The 18,946-nt window shown below is 41.5% G+C and carries 17 protein-coding genes; 12 read left to right on the forward strand and 5 right to left on the reverse strand.

Annotation, left to right across the window (positions count from 1 at the left end):
* Positions 1 to 105 precede the first annotated feature (105 nt).
* Entirely contained in the window at positions 106 to 582 is a 477-nt protein-coding gene (locus DUL71_RS23245) for a SixA phosphatase family protein (RefSeq protein ID WP_112574084.1), read from the forward strand.
* 96 nt (positions 583 to 678) lie between these two features.
* Here the strand turns inward: DUL71_RS23245 and dprA are convergent, their stop codons facing one another.
* Positions 679 to 1,776 carry a DNA-processing protein DprA gene (gene dprA / locus DUL71_RS23250; RefSeq protein ID WP_114940295.1) on the reverse strand — a complete coding sequence of 366 codons (1,098 nt, stop codon included), beginning with the start codon at positions 1,774 to 1,776 and terminating at the stop codon, positions 679 to 681.
* A gap of 157 nt (positions 1,777 to 1,933) precedes the next feature.
* On the opposite strand from dprA, the gene DUL71_RS23255 reads away from it, so the two are divergent.
* The 3 genes from DUL71_RS23255 (at position 1,934) to DUL71_RS23265 (ending at position 4,538) form a co-directional block, all read left to right on the forward strand.
* Complete coding sequence (locus tag DUL71_RS23255) at positions 1,934 to 2,311, forward strand: BlaI/MecI/CopY family transcriptional regulator (protein ID WP_114940296.1); 378 nt, start codon at positions 1,934 to 1,936, stop codon at positions 2,309 to 2,311.
* Positions 2,308 to 4,020: a M56 family metallopeptidase gene (locus tag DUL71_RS23260; RefSeq protein WP_114940297.1), complete on the forward strand. Its 1,713-nt coding sequence runs from the start codon at positions 2,308 to 2,310 to the stop codon at positions 4,018 to 4,020. The genes DUL71_RS23255 and DUL71_RS23260 overlap by 4 nt, the downstream gene beginning before the upstream one ends.
* A 275-nt stretch (positions 4,021 to 4,295) precedes the next feature.
* Entirely contained in the window at positions 4,296 to 4,538 is a 243-nt protein-coding gene (locus tag DUL71_RS23265; RefSeq protein WP_121810747.1) for a hypothetical protein, read from the forward strand.
* Positions 4,539 to 4,892: 354 nt separating this feature from the next.
* Here DUL71_RS23265 and rsmG read toward each other — a convergent pair whose 3' ends face one another.
* Genes rsmG through DUL71_RS23280 form a run of 3 tightly spaced genes read right to left on the reverse strand, consistent with a single transcriptional unit; the run spans position 4,893 to position 7,226 of the window.
* The gene (gene rsmG, locus DUL71_RS23270) at positions 4,893 to 5,519 is read right to left on the reverse strand and encodes a 16S rRNA (guanine(527)-N(7))-methyltransferase RsmG (protein ID WP_114940299.1); all 627 of its coding nucleotides are present in this window, start codon (positions 5,517 to 5,519) and stop codon (positions 4,893 to 4,895) included.
* Positions 5,509 to 6,114 (reverse strand): RNA polymerase sigma factor, encoded by a 606-nt coding sequence (locus DUL71_RS23275; protein ID WP_112574090.1) that lies wholly within the window; start codon positions 6,112 to 6,114, stop codon positions 5,509 to 5,511. The genes rsmG and DUL71_RS23275 overlap by 11 nt, the downstream gene beginning before the upstream one ends.
* Positions 6,105 to 7,226: a glycosyltransferase gene (locus DUL71_RS23280; protein ID WP_114940300.1), complete on the reverse strand. Its 1,122-nt coding sequence runs from the start codon at positions 7,224 to 7,226 to the stop codon at positions 6,105 to 6,107. Before DUL71_RS23280 ends, DUL71_RS23275 begins: the two co-directional genes overlap by 10 nt.
* Before the next feature lie 222 nt (positions 7,227 to 7,448).
* Here DUL71_RS23280 and tgt point away from each other — a divergent pair, with 222 nt between their 5' ends.
* The 5 genes from tgt (at position 7,449) to DUL71_RS23305 (ending at position 12,828) form a co-directional block, all read left to right on the forward strand.
* The gene (gene tgt / locus DUL71_RS23285) at positions 7,449 to 8,579 is read left to right on the forward strand and encodes a tRNA guanosine(34) transglycosylase Tgt (protein WP_114940301.1); all 1,131 of its coding nucleotides are present in this window, start codon (positions 7,449 to 7,451) and stop codon (positions 8,577 to 8,579) included.
* Positions 8,580 to 8,644: 65 nt separating this feature from the next.
* Positions 8,645 to 9,748 carry an LptF/LptG family permease gene (locus DUL71_RS23290; protein ID WP_114940302.1) on the forward strand — a complete coding sequence of 368 codons (1,104 nt, stop codon included), beginning with the start codon at positions 8,645 to 8,647 and terminating at the stop codon, positions 9,746 to 9,748.
* Positions 9,745 to 10,650, forward strand: coding sequence for a DMT family transporter (locus DUL71_RS23295; RefSeq protein WP_425270982.1), 906 nt, complete (start codon positions 9,745 to 9,747; stop codon positions 10,648 to 10,650). The genes DUL71_RS23290 and DUL71_RS23295 overlap by 4 nt, the downstream gene beginning before the upstream one ends.
* A gap of 1,008 nt (positions 10,651 to 11,658) precedes the next feature.
* A complete protein-coding gene (locus DUL71_RS23300) occupies positions 11,659 to 11,937 on the forward strand; it encodes a lipopolysaccharide assembly protein LapA domain-containing protein (RefSeq protein WP_112574095.1) in 279 nt (92 codons plus the stop codon).
* Positions 11,938 to 11,940: 3 nt separating this feature from the next.
* Positions 11,941 to 12,828, forward strand: a complete 888-nt coding sequence (locus tag DUL71_RS23305; RefSeq protein WP_114940305.1) for an NAD(P)-dependent oxidoreductase — start codon at positions 11,941 to 11,943, stop codon at positions 12,826 to 12,828.
* A 396-nt stretch (positions 12,829 to 13,224) separates the two neighbouring features.
* On the opposite strand, the gene ispE is transcribed toward DUL71_RS23305, so the two are convergent.
* Positions 13,225 to 14,025, reverse strand: a complete 801-nt coding sequence (ispE, locus tag DUL71_RS23310) for a 4-(cytidine 5'-diphospho)-2-C-methyl-D-erythritol kinase (protein ID WP_114940306.1) — start codon at positions 14,023 to 14,025, stop codon at positions 13,225 to 13,227.
* A gap of 178 nt (positions 14,026 to 14,203) precedes the next feature.
* Here ispE and DUL71_RS23315 point away from each other — a divergent pair, with 178 nt between their 5' ends.
* The 3 genes from DUL71_RS23315 to secDF all read left to right on the forward strand — a co-directional run bounded on the left by DUL71_RS23315 (position 14,204) and on the right by secDF (position 18,869).
* The gene (locus tag DUL71_RS23315) at positions 14,204 to 15,025 is read left to right on the forward strand and encodes a thymidylate synthase (RefSeq protein ID WP_114940307.1); all 822 of its coding nucleotides are present in this window, start codon (positions 14,204 to 14,206) and stop codon (positions 15,023 to 15,025) included.
* Between the two features lie 256 nt (positions 15,026 to 15,281).
* A complete protein-coding gene (locus DUL71_RS23320) occupies positions 15,282 to 15,764 on the forward strand; it encodes a dihydrofolate reductase (RefSeq protein WP_114940308.1) in 483 nt (160 codons plus the stop codon).
* A gap of 114 nt (positions 15,765 to 15,878) precedes the next feature.
* The gene (secDF, locus tag DUL71_RS23325; protein WP_114940309.1) at positions 15,879 to 18,869 is read left to right on the forward strand and encodes a protein translocase subunit SecDF; all 2,991 of its coding nucleotides are present in this window, start codon (positions 15,879 to 15,881) and stop codon (positions 18,867 to 18,869) included.
* Positions 18,870 to 18,946 lie beyond the last annotated feature (77 nt).

Below are 18,946 nucleotides of genomic sequence, written 5' to 3' on the forward strand. Positions count from 1 at the left end.
GCTTCTCCTTTTTTTATTTAGTATTATTGAAACCTATTGAAAAACTTTCACGTTATATTTACAACACCTTAATATTATAAACCCATCGCTAACCCGTTTAAAATCATGAAAAAGTTATTATTAATACGCCACGCAAAAGCTACCCATGAAAGCGGTTATATTGATTTTGACAGACCTTTGAAACAATCGGGTATGCAGGATGCGGTTTTAATGGCTACCCTTTTAAAAGGGCAGTTACAGATCCCCGAATTTATAATTACCAGTCCGGCACTGCGTACCAAAACTACTGCCGAGATCTTTGCCAACCATTTTAAATTACCGGCACCCGGCGAGGATAAAAAGATTTACGAAGCCAGCGAAAATACCTGGGTTAAAGTAATTAACAGCCTTCCGGATGAGTATGATTTTATAGGTGTAGTAGGCCACAATCCTGGTATTAGCCAGATTTTATATTACCTCACCAGCCAGTTAAAGGAAATGCCTACCTGTGCTGTGGCCATTATCGCTTTTGAAAACGATACCTGGCAATCTATCAGCGAAGAGGACGGAAAACTGATCCATTTTGATTCGCCGAAAGGGTAGTTTCTTAAGTCTGTAGTCTTGAGTTCTAAGTCTTAAGTCGATAGTTATATGTATTTAAAAATCAAGGCTTTAAACTCAAGACTTCCGACTTAAGACTTAATTAACCTTATAAGTCTTCCCCGGTAATGAACTGATATAGCCTTGCATTTCCATGGTAAGGAGTGTCATGGCAAGTTGACTCATTGGCATATTGGCTTTTAAGGTAAGATCATCTATGGCAATTGGTGCGCTGCTTTGTCGTAGTATATCCATGATCAGCCTTTCATCGTCAGACAGATCAAACGGCAGCATAAATTGTTCAACCGGTTTACTTACATCACCCTTTTCCCAGCCCAGGCTAAAAGCCAGGTCGGCAGTGCAGGTTAGCAGGCTTGCTTTATTATTGCGGATCAGGAAGTTACAGCCTTCAGAAAATTCGTCGCCCAACCTGCCCGGAAAAGCAAATACATCCCGGTTATAGGAATTGGCTATTTCGGCAGTGATAAGTGCCCCTCCTTTTATACTGGCTTCAATTACCACCGTCGCGTCAGCAATACCGGCAACTATGCGGTTTCGCTGCGGGAAGTTTTCCCTGTCGGGATTAGTTCCTGACGGATATTCTGAAAGCAAGCCGCCGTTTTGGAGCATTTTATCGGCGGTGGCCCGGTTTTGAGCGGGATAAAGCCTGTCGAGCCCGTGACCAAGCACGCCAACGGTTGGCAGATTTATCTTTACGCACTCTTTATGAGCTGCAACGTCGATACCGTGCGCCAATCCGCTTACTATTAATACATTATATTGCTGTAATTCTTCTATTAACTGATGGCATAGCTGCTTGCCGTACTCCGTAGCGTTACGGGTGCCAACTATACTGATGATATGAGGCGGATTAAGGTCCATTTTCCCTTTCGCGTAAAGCAGCACAGGCGAATCGTGACAATTTTTAAGGCGTTTCGGGTATCGGGCATCCGTATAAAAGATAACATCAATACCGTTTTCATCAACAAATTTCAGTTCCTTTTCGGCCTGTTTTAAGGCATCATCAAAATCCCATTTCACGGCACGCTTCTCTCCTATTCCGGGTATTCTGGTCATTTTTTCGGGCGACGTCCTGAATACCTCTTCTTCATTACCAAGGTATGCTATCAGGGACTTAGCCGCTACCGGGCCGAGATTTTTAACAAAAGATAAGGCAACTTTATGGAGTAATGACATTGGGTTTAGATGCGCTGATGATAGATTACAGCCGCGCAAATTATAAATATTCGGCCGATTATCAAGTGGAAAAATCCATTGCCAAATAAAACTACGAAAATAGTTTGCAAACTATAAAAATAGTTCTACCTTTATCTAACTATAAAAATAGTTTGCTATGTACATTAAAGAATTAACCAAAGCCGAAGAACAGGTGATGCAAATACTTTGGCAGCTGAAGGAAGCCATTGTTAAAGACATTATTGAGGAAATGCCGGAGCCTAAGCCAGCTTATAACACCGTATCAACCGTGGTAAGAGTACTGGAGGGCAAGGGCTTTATTGACCACAAGGCCTACGGAAACTCGCATGTTTATTTCCCCCTTATCAGCGATGCGGATTATAAAAAGTTCACTTTTGATAAGATGATGACGAACTATTTCAGCAATTCGTATCAAAGCCTGGTATCATTTATTGTTGACGAAAAGAAGATCAGCGTAAAGGAACTGGACGAGTTAACTTCATTAATTGATAAACTTAAAAACGAAAAACAATGAACTGGCTGCATTACCTCCTGGAGGCAAATTTGTACCTCTGCATATTTTATGCGGTATATTGCCTGTTTCTGAACAAGGAAACACATTACACGCTAAACCGTGTATACCTGTTATTGAGTTGCATAATTTCGTTTGTATTACCGGTAGTACAAATTGGTTGGTTAAAAGCACTCGAATCGCCAACTACTACTTTTATTATACCACGCAACGGCAAGCAAACTATTGATCATAAATTGGCCGCACAACCTGTTTTAACCTTTCAGGAACTGCTGATTTATGCTTATATATTGGGTGCGATAGTACTGACGGCTGTACTTTTAGTAAGATTATACCAGCTGGTCAAACTTACAAAAGCAACCAAAACTTTGGTTCATGATAAGTATAAACTTATAAGCATTGAAGGCTCCAACACTGCTTTTTCCTTCTTTAACTATCTTTTTATCGGCACAAAAACACAAGCGAACAATATCATCATCAGGCACGAACTGGTGCATATCCGTCAAAAACACTCGGCAGATATTGTTTTCCTGGAGCTGATCAAGATCCTAAACTGGTTTAATCCGCTGATTTATTTACTGCAGATAAGCCTGAAAACTATACATGAATATATAGCTGATGAGCAAACAGCTGCACAGGAAAGCGATGCATTAAGCTATTCATCATTTTTGGTAAGCAACGCTTATGGATTAAACGCATCATCCCTCGCGCATTCATTTTTCAATTATAACTTATTAAAAAAGAGGATAATCATGTTAAACCAAAAACGTTCGGGGAAATTAGCCAGGCTAAAATACCTCGTGGCCGTACCCATAAGCGCCGGCCTACTTTGCGCGTCGACCTTAGTATTCAGTAAAAGCTACGGATTTATTGATCTGATGCCCAAGCAGCAGATTGTTACCCCATCGGCAATTGCACAAACAAGTTCTGCAGATACGATAAAAGCAGATCCAATCCGCATAAAAAAAGAAGATCGTACCTCAAAAGGTTATCAATACGAGGAAACCGGTTATCTGGTTAACAATAAAACCGATTACAGGGTGATCATTACCGAAAAGAACGGAGAACAGAAAGAATACTATAAAAGCAAAGTAACACCAGAGGAATTGGCTACGCTGAAAAGTAAATATGGCTATACCTTCCCTAAAATGATGATCTACCCAAAACTTCCGCCACCGCCACCTGCACCACCTGCTCCAGGCAAAAAAACTAAAGGCATTGATGCTAAGGTCCCTCCGCCGCCGCCACCGCCAAATCCCGAAAAAGTAAAAAAGGCGCCCAAGGTGGTAAAAGTTCAGGAAGCTATTCCTGTAGGCGAGCCTATAGCCCCTGCACAACCTTCAGCTTCAGCAAAATTGCCGCCACCACCGCCACCTGCAGATCCGATGGACCCGCTTTACAAATACATAGCTAAGCACGTAAGGTACCCGGCTGCAGCACGCAACAACCGTATTACAGGCCAGGTAACGGTGGGTTTTAAGCTAAGCAACGGAAAAATAAACGGGGTTAAAGTACTTAAATCTGCTGACCCTCAAATAGACAAAGAGGTAGCAAGAGTAGTGAGTGATTTTGATGGCAAACTCGCAAGCTTAAACCAGGGTGATTATACAGTTACCGTAGCTCTTGAACTGGCAACTTCAAATGATAAATTTATATCTAACACTATCGACAAAGAAAAAAGTCAGGTTGTTGTGGTTGGGTATGTAGACTAAACTATTCTATTTTTCCAACTAAATTCATTGCCGATCGGCCTAAAACCGTCCCGGCAATTTTCTGCGTAAAGCCCATTCCTCCTTTTTAAAGTATCCTTTTTTTAAACTTTTAAATATTTCATTAACTATTTAAAAGTTTGTAACTTAGTTATATATCTTACAGATTTTAACCAAACAAGGCAAACCTATCCAAATACGCTTTGTTTAGTTTATACCAATTATACTTCCTGAGCCTTACCGGTAACCTGATTTGTTCAATTTTTAAACTTGATAATATGAAAAGGTTTGGTATCATTTTAGCAATTGTGGGCATTGTGATGCTCATTGCTGGCAACTTCTTTTATCACCATACTATCAACGCTGTAGATAGTTCTGGCAGTTCAATTATTACCTTAGGAGTAAATGGCGGATGGACTTTTAAACTACCTGTTTTTGCAGGTGGTGCTTTGTTTTTCCTGGGATTTGTTTTCTGGGCTGCGTCACGCACTGATAACCAACACCACGATCATTTGATATAAAAAAGGAGTGGATTAGTTGCGTTTAATGCGGCTAAAATCCATCAACTTTTGAAAATAAAATTAGACCGTGTGCAGAGGGACTGTCCTCCTGAGTTTGTCGAAGGACGCGCGCAGAGGCCACCCCACTATGCTTCGACAGGCTCAGCATGACACCCCATTTTAATTGAATCAGGAACAAAAACGGAGGAGTTTTTTCGCCTGTATAGCGGCTGTGGATATCAATGAAGATCCTTTGCTATCGCTCAGGATGACAGCAATCTTCAAGCCCTATAATTAACAAAGGCTAAGGATTTTCTGTGAAAATCCTTAGCCTTTGTATACTTTACAGCCACTCGGCATAACAAAAAATAGCGGTTACCCCTTCACGTATATCACCTGTTTGGTTTCAAAAAACTCTTCTTTAAAGTAATCTTTCAGATGATATTGAACAACTTTTAAACCCGATTCTTTGATCTCCTGATCAAGGTCTCCGCCTTTTAAATACAGGATTCCGTTGGGTAATTTGTTGTTGGATTCTTTATTGAACTTACCTTTTACCCAGGGATAAAAATCTTTTAACTGGGTAACGGCGCGTGATACTACGAAGTCAAATTTATCAGCAATCTGCTCTGCTCTTGCATGCGATCCCTTTACATTTTTAAGGCCTAAAGCCGCTGCAACTTCGGTAACAACCTTGATTTTTTTCCCGATAGAATCAACCAAATGAAAGCGCGTTTCCGGAAATAAAATAGCCAATGGGATACCCGGAAAGCCCCCGCCGGTGCCAACATCAAGTACATTTTCGCCGGGTAAAAACGCCATAACTTTGGCAATTCCAAGCGAGTGAAGCACGTGGCGCTCGTACAAAAGATCAATATCCTTGCGCGAAATTACGTTGATCTGGCTGTTCCAATGTTCATATAATGCGGGCAGTTTTTCAAATTGCGCGCGTTGTTCTGCACTTAAATCAGGAAAATATTGTAGAATTATTTCAGATGTCATCCCTGTTAAAACGGTTAATAATATTGCCAAGCAAGTATCTCGCCCTAAACAATTGGGCCTTTACAGTTCCTAACGGAAGGTCGAGCTGCTGGGCTATTTCCTCATACGAAAGCTCATCAAAGTAGCGTAAAGTAATGAGGTTTCTGTAACGTGTAGGCAAGCTTTCTATCAACAATTTCAGCTCCTGGGTTTGCTGTTTTTTGATAGAAGTTTCTTCCGGATTGAGAATATCTGCCTTAATTTGTAATGGCTTTTCATCTCCGTCATCATCCATCATACCATGGATAGACATAGTGGTCAGCTTTTTTTTGCGGATAAAATCAATGCAATTGTTGGTTGCCACCCTAAAAAGCCAGGTGCTAAAAGCATAATCAGGCTGATACTTCTCAAGTTTTTCAAATGCTTTGGCAAAGGTTTCAACCGTTAAATCCATCGCATCTTCTTTGTTGTTTACCATCTTCAGCACCATAAAGTAAATCGAATCTTTATAACGGTGCATCAGATCGGCATAGGCTTTCTGATCTCCTTGCCTGGCTTTCACTACCAGGTGAAAATCATTCTTCGCATTCTCGGTAAAGTTGGCGTTTATTTCCATTGAGTAGTTTTTAAAAAGGTACCGATCAATCCAAAAACATTTAAATACATATAATATAATATGTCAAAAAAGGGAAGATACCACAAGAGGTCTTTAGCATCCAGTTTTTTAAATATACGATTATAAATGGCCGCTTGTAATATCAATCGAAAAACGCACAAACCTAATGCCAGTAAAGGCTCATACCCTAAAATAAGGAATAATATTAATAAAATATAAAATATAAATCCACTTATTGCGTCAAAGCTAAGCATACGCCTGTGCTGGTTTTTGTACAGTTTTCCTACCCCCATGTGCCGTTTTTTCTGTTTAAACCACGATTTAAAAGTAGTTTTAGCCTCGGTAAACATGAAGGATTCGGGGTTTAACTCTATAACTGTATTATCGGCAGTAGCATGCTGATTAACAAAAAGGTCATCATCGCCCGATATTACATGCATGTGCGATGCAAAGCCTTTTGCACTAAAAAACAGAGATTTTGTATACGCCAGGTTACGCCCGATACCCATGTAAGGATCACCTGTTAAAGCGCTTGACAGATAACTTGTGGCTGTTTTTATTGTTTCAAAGCGGGTAAAAGTGTTAATAAAACCACCGGCCTTAATATAAGGTGAATAACCTAACACAATTTGTACACCACTGGTAAAATTGGCTGCCATCCGGCTGATCCAATTTTCGGAAGCGGGCTTACAATCGGCATCGGTAAATATCAGGTATTCGTTTTTTGAGGCTTTGATTCCTAGTGTAAGGGCAAATTTTTTCCCGGTTTTAAAGCGGTCATGCTCTGTAATGGTGACCACTTTCAGGGGCGGGTATTGCTTTTGCAGGTCTTCAAGTACTTCGTCGGATGCATCATACGAGCAGTCATTAATAACAATAACCTCAAAATCGGGGTAGTTTTGCTCCAATATGGCCGGCAGGTTTTCCTGTAAATTACGGGCCTCATTACGGGCGCTTATAATAACCGAAACAGGGATCATAACCTGTGGCGGCGGTCCTTCGGCAGTTTTAAAGCCTGCAAGGCGGGTATGCCTGCTTACCAGATAATACAGCTGAACTATAAAACAAAGCTGAAAAAGAATAAAAAGCGCGTCGTGTAAGTACGTTTCCAAACAAAAAAAATAATGAGGCAAATTTGTTAAAAATCAATGAAATTAACTGCCAATATCAGCGTTAATTTGAAGTTTAATATGCTCTTATTTTATTCCCGTAAAATAAAGGCCATTAATTAACATGGTTTTAATATTCAGCACCTTTATAAATAGCTTTTATCGTAATGACACCCTTGAAAGAACGGTCGGGAGGCTTTTTTTTGCTAATTTTGCAACCCTAAAATGAAATTTAACTTAACAGCACAAGATCCGCTTTCAAAGGCCCGCGCCGGCGAGATCACTACCGACCACGGTACTATACAAACCCCGATATTTATGCCTGTAGGTACTGCAGGTACTGTAAAAGCAGTGCATCAGCACGAGCTTAAACAGGATATTTCAGCGCAAATTATACTTGGTAACACTTACCATTTATACTTGCGCCCCGGGTTAAATACCCTTGAAAGTGCCGGAGGGCTGCATAAATTTAATGGCTGGGACGGCCCTATCTTAACTGATAGTGGCGGCTATCAGGTATATTCATTGACTGAAGTACGCAAAATTAAAGAGGAAGGTGTTACTTTTCGTTCGCATATCGACGGATCAAAACACCTGTTTACACCCGAAAATGTTATGGATATTCAGCGCATAATTGGCGCCGATATCATCATGGCGTTTGACGAATGTACTCCATACCCATGCGATTACAACTATGCCAAACGATCAATAGAAATGACCCACCGCTGGTTGAAACGCTGCTGCGACAGGTTTGATAGTACACAACCAAAGTACGGTTACAGCCAAACACTTTTCCCTATTGTTCAAGGCTCGGTATATAAAGATCTGCGCGTACGCTCAGCCGAAGTTATTGCTTCTTACGAGCGTGAAGGTAATGCAATAGGTGGCCTTTCTGTAGGTGAACCCGCTGAAGAAATGTATGCCATGACCGAAATTGTATGTAATATATTACCACAGCAAAAACCACGTTATTTAATGGGTGTAGGTACACCTGTAAATATCCTCGAAAATATAGCTCTTGGTATTGATATGTTTGACTGCGTTATGCCAACCCGTAACGCGCGAAACGGCATGCTTTTTACAAAAAATGGTATCATCAACATCAAAAACGAAAAGTGGAAAAACGACTTCTCAGCTATTGAAGGCGATAGCGATCTGTTTGCAGACAGGGACTATAGCAAGGCCTATTTGCGCCACTTGATTCACTCAGGCGAGATGCTTGGCGCACAGATTGCAACCTTGCATAATTTGCATTTTTATTTGTGGCTGGTTAAAGAAGCGAGAAAAAAAATCATTGCAGGTGAGTTTTACGACTGGAAAAACATGATGGTAAAACGCCTGGGACAACGCTTATAAGCAATTAAAAATTTTAGAGATTTTAGCCCAAAATGAACATCAAAAAATCAAAAAATAACCGATAGATGAAAGCTTTCTTTCATAGACATTTAAAGATCATCGATAGGTTTATTATCGGAAAATACCTCGGTACTTTCATCTTTACCATGGGCATTTTCATGGTAATATCTGTGGTATTCGACGTATCCGAAAAGCTGGATAACTTCCTGAACAAGCACGCCAGCTTTCACGATATTGTATTCAGATATTATGCCGGGTTTGTTCCGTTTTATTTGAATATGCTGTCGCCGCTGATCAACTTTTTGGCTGTAATTTTCTTTACAGCCAAGATGGCAAACCAGACGGAAATTGTCCCGATCCTGAGCGGAAGAGCAAGTTTCAATCGCTTTTTACGACCGTATGCAATTGCTTCTACCATCATATTTGTGGTATCGTTTTTTGCGAATGTTTACCTCATTCCGTATACAAACCGGCTTAAAATCGACTTCGAAAACGCCAACGGCATGATGGATAATGACCCCACCAAGCTGGAAGTACACATGCAAATTGACAAGCATACCTTTGTTTATCTTGCCAATTACGATGAAACAACACACCTTGGATACAACTTCATCATGGAAAAATTCAACGGTGATACCTTGCGGGAAAAGCTAATTGCCGATAGAATTCAGTATGATTCTTTAAAAAGAAAGTGGTCGCTTATGCAATACAGTGTTAAATATGTGAACGGGATGAAGGAGCAATTTATCAAAAGTGACGCGCCAAAAGATACCGTTTTAGACATGCACCCGAGCGATTTTATTGTATATGATAACGTATACCAGGCGATGTCATTAAGCGATTTGAACAAGAATATCGACAAGGAAAAACTACGCCGCCCCGAATATTTAAAGGCCATTTATTTTGAAAAATACCACCGGTTTGTGTACCCTTTATCGGCGTTTGTGCTCACGCTTATCGGCGTTTCCATATCATCAAGAAAGGTACGCGGAGGCGTCGGTTTACCACTGGGTATAGGTATATTATTATGCTTCGCATATATTATATTAGAGAAGTTTGCCCTGGTATTTTCGATAAAAGGGGGCATGTCTCCATTGATCGCCGTTTTCATTCCTAATATCATTTTCGGCATTTTAGGCTATTACCTACTTTTAAAAGCACCTAAATAGTGGCACAAAACACCCCTTCTACCCTAAATAAGAACCTTATTATCCTCCATTTTACGGTTTTTGTTTGGGGATTTACCGGAATTTTAGGCGCTTTGATCAGTATTTCGGCCGTACAATTAGTATGGTTTAGGGTACTTATAGCCTTTGTTTCGTTGTTTTTGTATTTCAAATTCAACAAAACCGATTTTAAGGTTGATAAAAAGTCGCTGATAAAACTGGTGCTTACCGGGGCAATTGTGGGCGGTCATTGGATCCTTTTTTTCGCCGCGATCAAACTTTCAACCGTCGCGGTAACACTGGTTTGCCTATCATCCATCACACTTTTCACAGCAATTTTTGAACCGCTGATCAATAAAAAAAGCATTTCAAAATTGGAGATCCTGGCCGGACTTTTAATAATCACCGGCATTGTTTTGATTTTTAAATTTGAAAGCAGATACACTAAGGGTATAATAACCGGGCTCGCAAGCGCTGTTTGCGCAAGCCTTTTCTCTATCATAAACTCGCGCCAGGTACAAAAAATACAAGCTCCTGTCATTGCATTTTACGAGCTTTCCGGCGCCTTCGTATGGATCTCCATATACCTGTTTATAACCTCGGGCTATACCCGGGCCATGCTGTTGAAGCCCGCAGATATCGGTTACCTGGTACTGCTCGGAACGGTATGCACATCGCTTGCTTACGTTGCCGGCGTATCCGTAATGCGCGAGCTGTCGGCCTTTCGCGTGGCACTAATCACCAACCTTGAACCGGTGTACGGCATCATCATGTCATTCATTTTTTTTGGCGACATCAATAAAATGACACTGGGATTTTGGGGTGGCGCAGTCCTTATTTTGTCTACAATTTTTTTATACCCCGTAGCCCAGAAGCAAATTACCAGGCGTAAAAACCGCGTCTGATTTTTTCTCTTTCCGCATCCTCACTTCATAAAATCGGTTGCAACAAACGTACTTCCGCCGGCTATCGGACAGCAGTTCTAACAATCAAATCTCTCCTGCATTTCTAATTTCCAGCCCCAAATAGGGGCAAATTCCCTATGCCAGTTTTGGCCGTTTTTAGCCCCTCAGAGCGATTCTAATTTTTTAGGGTATTCCGGGCTCAATCAACACTTCAGCGCAAAATAGCGGCAAAATCCATTTTTTACTTAGTGTATCAAATTCAAAACACAAAATCAGACAGCCAATTTCATAAAATTGGATTTACTTCAATTATTTTAAACTTTAAAAGTTAAAATATTCATTTAAGTGATAAAAATAAAAAATTAATAATCAGATATTTATATTGTTTATATAAACAATAAATCAACAATAAGCGAGCTAAGTAAAATTGCATAAAACTAAAAATATTAGTATTTTGAATTATCGCATTTTAAAACAATTATATAATTTTAATAATCAAATAATTAAATCATATTATATAAGGTAAATGTTTCAATTAAGGTGAATACATAAATGGTTTTACAAAGTGTAGTGAAGTAATTATTCAAGAATCAAAAAAAATCAGCGCATCTCTCCTGCTTGTATACAGAATTCGTTTTCGTGCTGATTTTTTTTCACTCTCGTACGATTGTCGCGGAGAAATTTCAGGCACAAAAATTTGCCGAAACCACAAACTCCAGGAAAGCTGGGAGTACAAATCTCAACGCCGAAAAAACGAGAAGCAAAGTTCCATGTGGTTCGTCCTAGTTCGATTTTTGAGACATGATCATCGACCAGGCGAAATCTTGAAATCTCAAGAACAACGGGAATGCCTGGCACCGTTGCCGGCAGTAGATAAGTAGAGAAAAAAAGACAAGGGCGATTCACGCTCCGGATTCATCGAATTTCGGGATGTCAATTAACCGGAGATCAATTTTTATTAAACATTTAAAAAGCGGATATTGTATTACTCTAAAACCAACATCCATCATGAGCATTAAAACCATAGTCATTGTAGCCATCGCCGTTTTGCTTACCATCGTCCTGATGCAAAACACAGATGAGGTTTACTTCAAATTTTTGTTCGCCACTTTCAGGGTATCCAAACTAATGATGATGCTTGTAGTGGCCATAACGGGTTTTGTGCTCGGCCTGATTGTTGCCTGGCCAAAAAAACAGAAGTATGATATTGAAGGGTACCATGACGCCCTACACAAAAAAGACAACACCGATACACTAAGCGACGAAGACAGAGAATACATCAGCTAACATATGAAAACAAGAATTGGATTTATAGGCCTTGGCCACATGGGTATCAACATGGCCAAAAACCTGATCAACTCGGGGTACCACCTACAGGTTTACAACCGTACACTTTCAAAGATTGACGAGCTTGGCACCGACAACGTAACCAGGTGCCTGAGCCCTGCCGAAGCGGCCGCCGACGTGCCATTTTTAATCACAATGGTGTCGGATGATGAAGTGTTGCGAGAATCGGCTGTAGGCGACGGCGGAATTTTAAAAACGCTACAGCCAAATGCTGTGCACATCTCCATGAGTACAATTTCGCCCCAAACTTCCGAGGAACTGGCTAAATTACACGAGCAGGCTGGCAGCTGTTATCTTGCCGCTCCGGTGTTCGGCAGGCCCGAAGCAGCTGGGGCACGCAAGCTTTGGATCTGCGTTTCGGGCGACGAAAAAACTAAAACTGACGCCCGCCCTATCCTTGACTTATTAGGTCAGTCGGTAATAGATTTTGGCACCTCGGCAGGTGGGGCAAACGTGGTTAAAATAGCCGGCAATTTCATGATCATGGCATCCATGGAAATGATGGCCGAAGCATTTACCCTCGCCGAAAAAAATGGACTGAGCAGAACGCAGGTTTCCGAGTTTTTTGGTTCCACACTTTTCAACGCTCCTATCTTTCAAAACTACGGTAAGCTTATAGCCGGTAAACAGTATGAGCCGGTAGGCTTCAAGTCAAAATTGGGCTATAAAGACGCGCGTCTTGCATTCAAATTATCGCAGACAAGTGAGATGCCTATGCCAATCGCAAACGCCGTACACGGCCGCTTATTAACCGCCGTAGCCAAAGGCTGGGGCGAGAGCGACTGGGTAGAAGGAATAGCACGCGGGGTGAGTGAAGACGCGGGTCTTTGATTTATTTTCGATTTCGGATTTCGGATGTTCAATTTCGGATTTTTTGATTGACGGATTTTTGATATCAGATTTCTCATTTAAACAAAATGCCGGATGATGGATTGATCGTTTTATACATCGATATATCATCCGGCATTTTTGTGCGTAATAGGATAAGCAAACCTGTTGCGGAATTATTGTATTTAAGACTTACGAAGTTTTAAAACTTCGTATAATATCCCGTCATTGCGAGGCACGAAGCAATCTCAAACTATACAGGGCAAACCTGCATAGTCGTTCTGCTAATTGGGGATTGCTTCGTACCTCGCAATGACGTCTTTTTCTCGCCTTTGGCAGGCCTTCTAAATCAACCTAAATCCGAAATCGAACATCCGAAATCCGACATCAACAATGATATCATAAATAGAACACTTCGTTCTCCGTTTCTAAAAATTTCAGGTTGGGTGTATCGGCAAAAATCCCGAATACAGACGCGCCGCTTCCGCTCATGCTGGAGTAGATGGCACCGGCTTCATAAAGGGCGGCTTTGATACCGCGGATCTCCACGTGATTTTTAAACACAGTTTGCTCAAAATCATTTTTGATAAACTTCTTCCAGTCGGCTATTGGCTCGTTGATAAGATCAAATAACGACTCCTTTGCAGGAGCAGGTTGTATGCCCCTGAAAGCCTCGCCGGTTGATACGTGAACAGGTGGCATTACCAGCACTATTTTATAAGCCGACAGATCGAGTTTAATGCTCTCAAATTCGTCGCCACGCTCAAAAGCAAACACCGGTTTATTCTCAATAAAGAAGGCACAGTCAGCACCGAGACGGCTGGCGTAATCTGTCATCTCATCAACAGATAAATCAAGCTTAAATTCGTCGTTCATCAGCCTGATAAAAAAAGCAGCGTCGGATGAGCCTCCGCCCAACCCAGCGCCTATCGGGATATGTTTATACAAGTGGATGCTAACCGGCGGCAAATCGAAATCTTGCTTCAGCATGTGGTAGCCTTTAACGCACAGGTTATCCTCCATTAGGCCGGGAATATCAAGACCAGTTGAGGTAAAGCTGAGCTTGTCGCTTTTTACTACTTCAAGAGCATCTTTAATGTCGATAGGGTAAAAAATGGTTTCGAGATTATGATAACCATCCGGCCGGCGTTCGGTAATATTGAGGCCGATGTTTATTTTTGCATTCGGAAATAAAATCATACAAAGTAATTAACACGTGATGTATTTGCTAACATCCGTAGGAAACCAAAGGTAGATTATTTTTCTTTGCCCTTTGAAAATGTTCATTAGTTCATTGGTTCATCAGTTCATTGGAGTCCTATCCGATAAACATGTATAACCACTCACCTAATCAACAACTCACCTAATCAACTAAAAAATGAAACAGTATCTCGACCTGATGAGGCATGTGATGGAAACCGGCGCGCAAAAGCATGACAGAACCGGCACCGGTACGGTAAGTGTGTTTGGCTACCAGATGCGTTTCAACCTTAAGGATGGTTTCCCGATGGTGACCACCAAAAAGCTCCACCTCAAATCTATTATCCACGAGCTCATCTGGTTTTTGAGCGGCGACAGCAATATCCGTTACCTGAAAGAAAACGGCGTACGCATCTGGGACGAATGGGCCGACGAGAACGGCGATCTTGGCCCGGTGTATGGCAAACAGTGGCGCTCATGGCCAACGCCCGATGGCGGCCATATAGACCAGATTAAACAAGTGGTAAATCAGCTTAAAAACAACCCCGACTCGCGCCGCATCATTGTATCCGCATGGAACGTTGCCGAGGTTAACCAAATGGCCCTGCCACCGTGCCATAGCTTGTTCCAGTTTTACGTAGCTCCACCCGATACTGCAAATGGCGAAACTAAAGGAAAACTCTCCTGCCAGCTATACCAAAGGAGTGCTGATATATTCCTGGGCGTTCCGTTCAACATTGCGTCTTATGCCCTACTCACCATGATGATGGCACAGGTATGCGATCTTGACCTTGGCGACTTTGTACACACCTTTGGCGATGCCCATTTGTACAACAACCATATGGAGCAGGCACGTCTGCAACTAAGCCGCGATCCGCGTCCGTTGCCAACCATGAAAATCAACCCGGAGGTTAAAGATATCTTCTCCTTCAAGTTCGAAGATTTCACGCTCGAGAACTATGATCCATGGCCGCATATTAAGGCGGAAGTGGCGGTGTAATCATTTGTTCACTGGTTCATTGGTTCATTGGTGCTTACCTATGGCCAGACTTAAGAATTAATAGAATTTCACTATCCTTACAAAAATAAACTAAACGTCATTGCGAGGCACGAAGCAATCCCTGATTAGCAGAGCAGCTCTGTATAGTTTGGGATTGCTTCGTGCCTCGCAATGACGCTTTGAAAAACATAGCCACTTTAAAAAAACACACGGGTTCATCTGCTTAGCACCAATGAACTAATGAACTAACGAACTAATGATACTAAGCATCATCGTAGCCATAGCCAAAAACCATGCTATTGGCAAAGACAATAAACTACTCTGGTACCTGCCTAACGATCTGAAACATTTCAAGGATGTTACTACCGGGCATACCGTGATCATGGGCCGCAAAACTTTTGATTCTGTTGGTAAGCCTTTGCCTAAGCGCCGCAATATTGTTGTTACCCGCCAAGCCATCAGTATTGAAGGTTGCGAGGTGGTACCCTCTATTGAGGCCGCTATTGAGCTTTGTAAAGCCGAGGAGGAAGTTTTTATTGTTGGCGGGGCTGAGATCTACCGGCAGGCTATTCCGCTTACAAACCGCATATATCTCACCATAATAGACCAGGATTTTGAGGGGGACACATTTTTCCCGGAGTTAAATCCTGATGAGTGGCAGGAAAAAGATCATGAAGATTTTGAGCCCGACGAAAAAAACAAGTATAAATATTCGTTTATCACACTTGAACGTCGGTAACATTTTTTGTCATCATTTTGTTTTAATTTAAAATTTTGTCCTTACGAAATTTTATTAGATTTGCTGCCTTATTAAAAAAGCTTATAAACTAATTTATTACATATTACAAATTCAATGCAAGGCAAAGGGGTTATTAAATTTTTCGCCATACTACTGGCAGTGGTGTGCTTATACCAGCTATCATTTACGTGGGTGGCCCATAAAGTTGAGAGTGATGCCAGGGAGTATTCCAAAGGAGATTCTACAAAAGAGAAAACTTACTTAGATTCGATCTCTAACCAGCCGGTATATCCGCTGTTAAAACATGACTATGCTTATGTAAAGCAAAGGGAAATTGCATTAGGTTTGGACCTTAAGGGTGGTATGAACGTTACCATGCAGATTCAGCTTGATGAACTGGTTAGGAAAATCGCCAACAACAATCCTGATGCTACTTTTAACCAGGCTTTGGCTAATGCCGATAAATTACAGGCTAACGCTCAAACCAACCAGAAAGATTACATCGCATTATTTGTAAGCGAATACGAAAAGCTAAACCCTAACGGTAAGCTTGCCGCTATCTTTTCAACAAAAGATAACCAGGACCACCTAAAGTTTAATGCTTCAAACAGTGAGGTTAAAACTTACCTTGAGGATCTGGCTTCAACAGCGGTTAAACAATCATTTACTGTTTTGAACACCCGTATCAACCAGTTTGGTGTAACCCAGCCTAACATTCAGTTGCAACAAGGTTCAAACAGGATTTTGGTTGAGTTGCCAGGTGTTAAAGAACCGGAGCGTGTTCGTAAATTGCTTTCAGGTTCGGCAAAATTGGAGTTTTACGAAACTTTTGACAACGCTGAGGCTTACCAATACCTGATCAACGTTGATAACCTGCTTGCAGCTAAAAGTAAAACAGCTAAAGCCGATACAGGTAAATCAGCAAAAGCTGATACTACTGCTAAACTTGCTGCCGGAAAAGCAGATACTGCTAAAGGTAGCTCGTTATTAAGCAAGGTTCAGAAAAACGCAGCTAAAAACGATACTTCAGCGGCTTCGTTAAGCAAAACAAAATTGGCTTCACAGCACCCACTGTTTGCAGTAATGTCATTAAATGTTGGCCAGGGCGCAAATGGTCAGCAGCAATTAGGCCCGGGCCCGGTTGTTGGTTATGCTCCATTACAAGATACTGCTAAAGTTAACTCATACCTGCACAGTGCGGATGTTTTAGCGGTTATCCCACGTAACATCAAATTTTTGTGGGAAGTAAAACCAGTTAAAAACACTAAAACTTTTGCATTATACGCTATCAAACTTACCGGTGCTGATAACGGTCCGGTATTATCAGGCGACGTAATTAACGATGCCCGCGCCGATAACGACCAGAAAGGCAGCCCTGAGGTTGTGATGATCATGAACTCAGAAGGTGCTCAAAAATGGCGTGCCGTTACTGCCGAAGCATCATCTGGTACTAACAAAAAAGCTATCGCCATCGTATTGGACGATAACGTATACTCTGCCCCTACTGTACAAAACGAAATTTCAGGTGGTGTATCATCAATCTCTGGTAACTTCACTATCGATGACACCCGCGACTTAGCCAACGTGTTAAAAGCTGGTCGTTTACCTGCTCCTGCTCACATCGTATCTGAGTCAATTGTAGGTCCGTCATTAGGTCAGGAAGCTATCTCGGCAGGTATCACTTCAAGTATCTTAGGTCTGGTAGTTGTATTGATCTTCATGATTGCCTACTACAACCGTGCAGGTACTGTAGCGGTAGTTGCGGTAATCATCAACATCTTCTTCCTGATGGGTGTATTAACCAGCTTAGGCGCAGTATTAACTGTACCTGGTGTTGCAGGTATCGTATTAACCTTAGGTATAGCGGTAGATGCTAACGTACTGGTTTACGAACGTGTACGTGAAGAGCTTGGCTTAGGTAAATCATTAAGGGTTGCTGTTTCTGACGGTTTCAAACACGCTTTACCTTCAATCCTTGACTCACAGATCAGTACATTCCTTACCGGTTTAATCCTGTTCGTGTTTGGTTCAGGTCCTATCCAGGGTTTTGCAACTACCCTGATGATCGGTATCGCTACTTCATTATTCTGTTCATTACTAATTTCAAGGGTTATATTTGAGTGGATGCTTGATAAAGGCATGGATATCAAATTCTCTAACCCATGGAGCTCACATACCTTTAAAAATGCAAACTTCGCGTTCGTAAAAAACCGTACCAAGTTTTACATTTTCTCAGGCTTGTTCATTGCTGCCGGTTTGGTTTCTATCTTCACACGTGGCTTTACTTATGGTGTTGACTTTGAAGGTGGCCGTAACTACATCGTTACCTTCCCTAACAAAACGGTTACTACCGAGCAGATCCACGAGGCAATTGATGCTACATTAGGTCGCAGTACCGAGGTTAAAACCATGGGTACCGATAAATTCAGTATCACAACCAACTACCTGTTTAATGATAACTCTACTGCGGCCGACGCAAAAGTACGCGCTACATTGGTGAGCAAATTAGCCACTAAATCCGAAACCAAAATCAGCGACAGCAACATTTTAGGTGGTTCAAAAGTAAGTGCTACTATTGCCGATGAGTTAAAAACATCAGCTATTTATACTGTATTGTTCGCCATCTTCGTGATCTCGGCTTATATCCTGATCCGTTTCCGTAAATGGCAGTTCAGCCTGGGCGCGATGATCGCGACCGCTCACGATGCGCTGTTGGTATTATCGTTCTTCTCATTATTCAATGGTTTCCTTCCGTTCTCATTAGATATTGACCAGGCGTTTATCGCGGCTATCCTTACAGTTATCGGATACTCGATTAACGATACGGTGGTAGTATTTGACAGGATCCGTGAATTCCTTGAGCATTCTAACAAAAACGAAAAACCAGAAGAGGTTATCAACAAAGCCATCAACAGTACATTAAGCCGTACCATTATCACTGCTTTAACCGTGGTATTCGTATTGTTAGTATTGTTCATCTTCGGTGGTGACGTGATCAAAGGCTTCTCATTTGCGTTATTAATTGGTGTTCTTTTCGGTACATACTCGTCGATCTGTGTGGCAACACCGGTAATCGTTGACTTTGGAAAGAAAGACCTTAAATAAAATAAAGTTTAAATAACTAAAAGGCTCCAAAGTAATTTGGGGCCTTTTTTGTTATAGACCAATCGCCATAAAAAACA

The sequence above is a fragment of the Mucilaginibacter endophyticus genome (assembly GCF_003351025.1).
GTDB lineage: Bacteria > Bacteroidota > Bacteroidia > Sphingobacteriales > Sphingobacteriaceae > Mucilaginibacter > Mucilaginibacter endophyticus.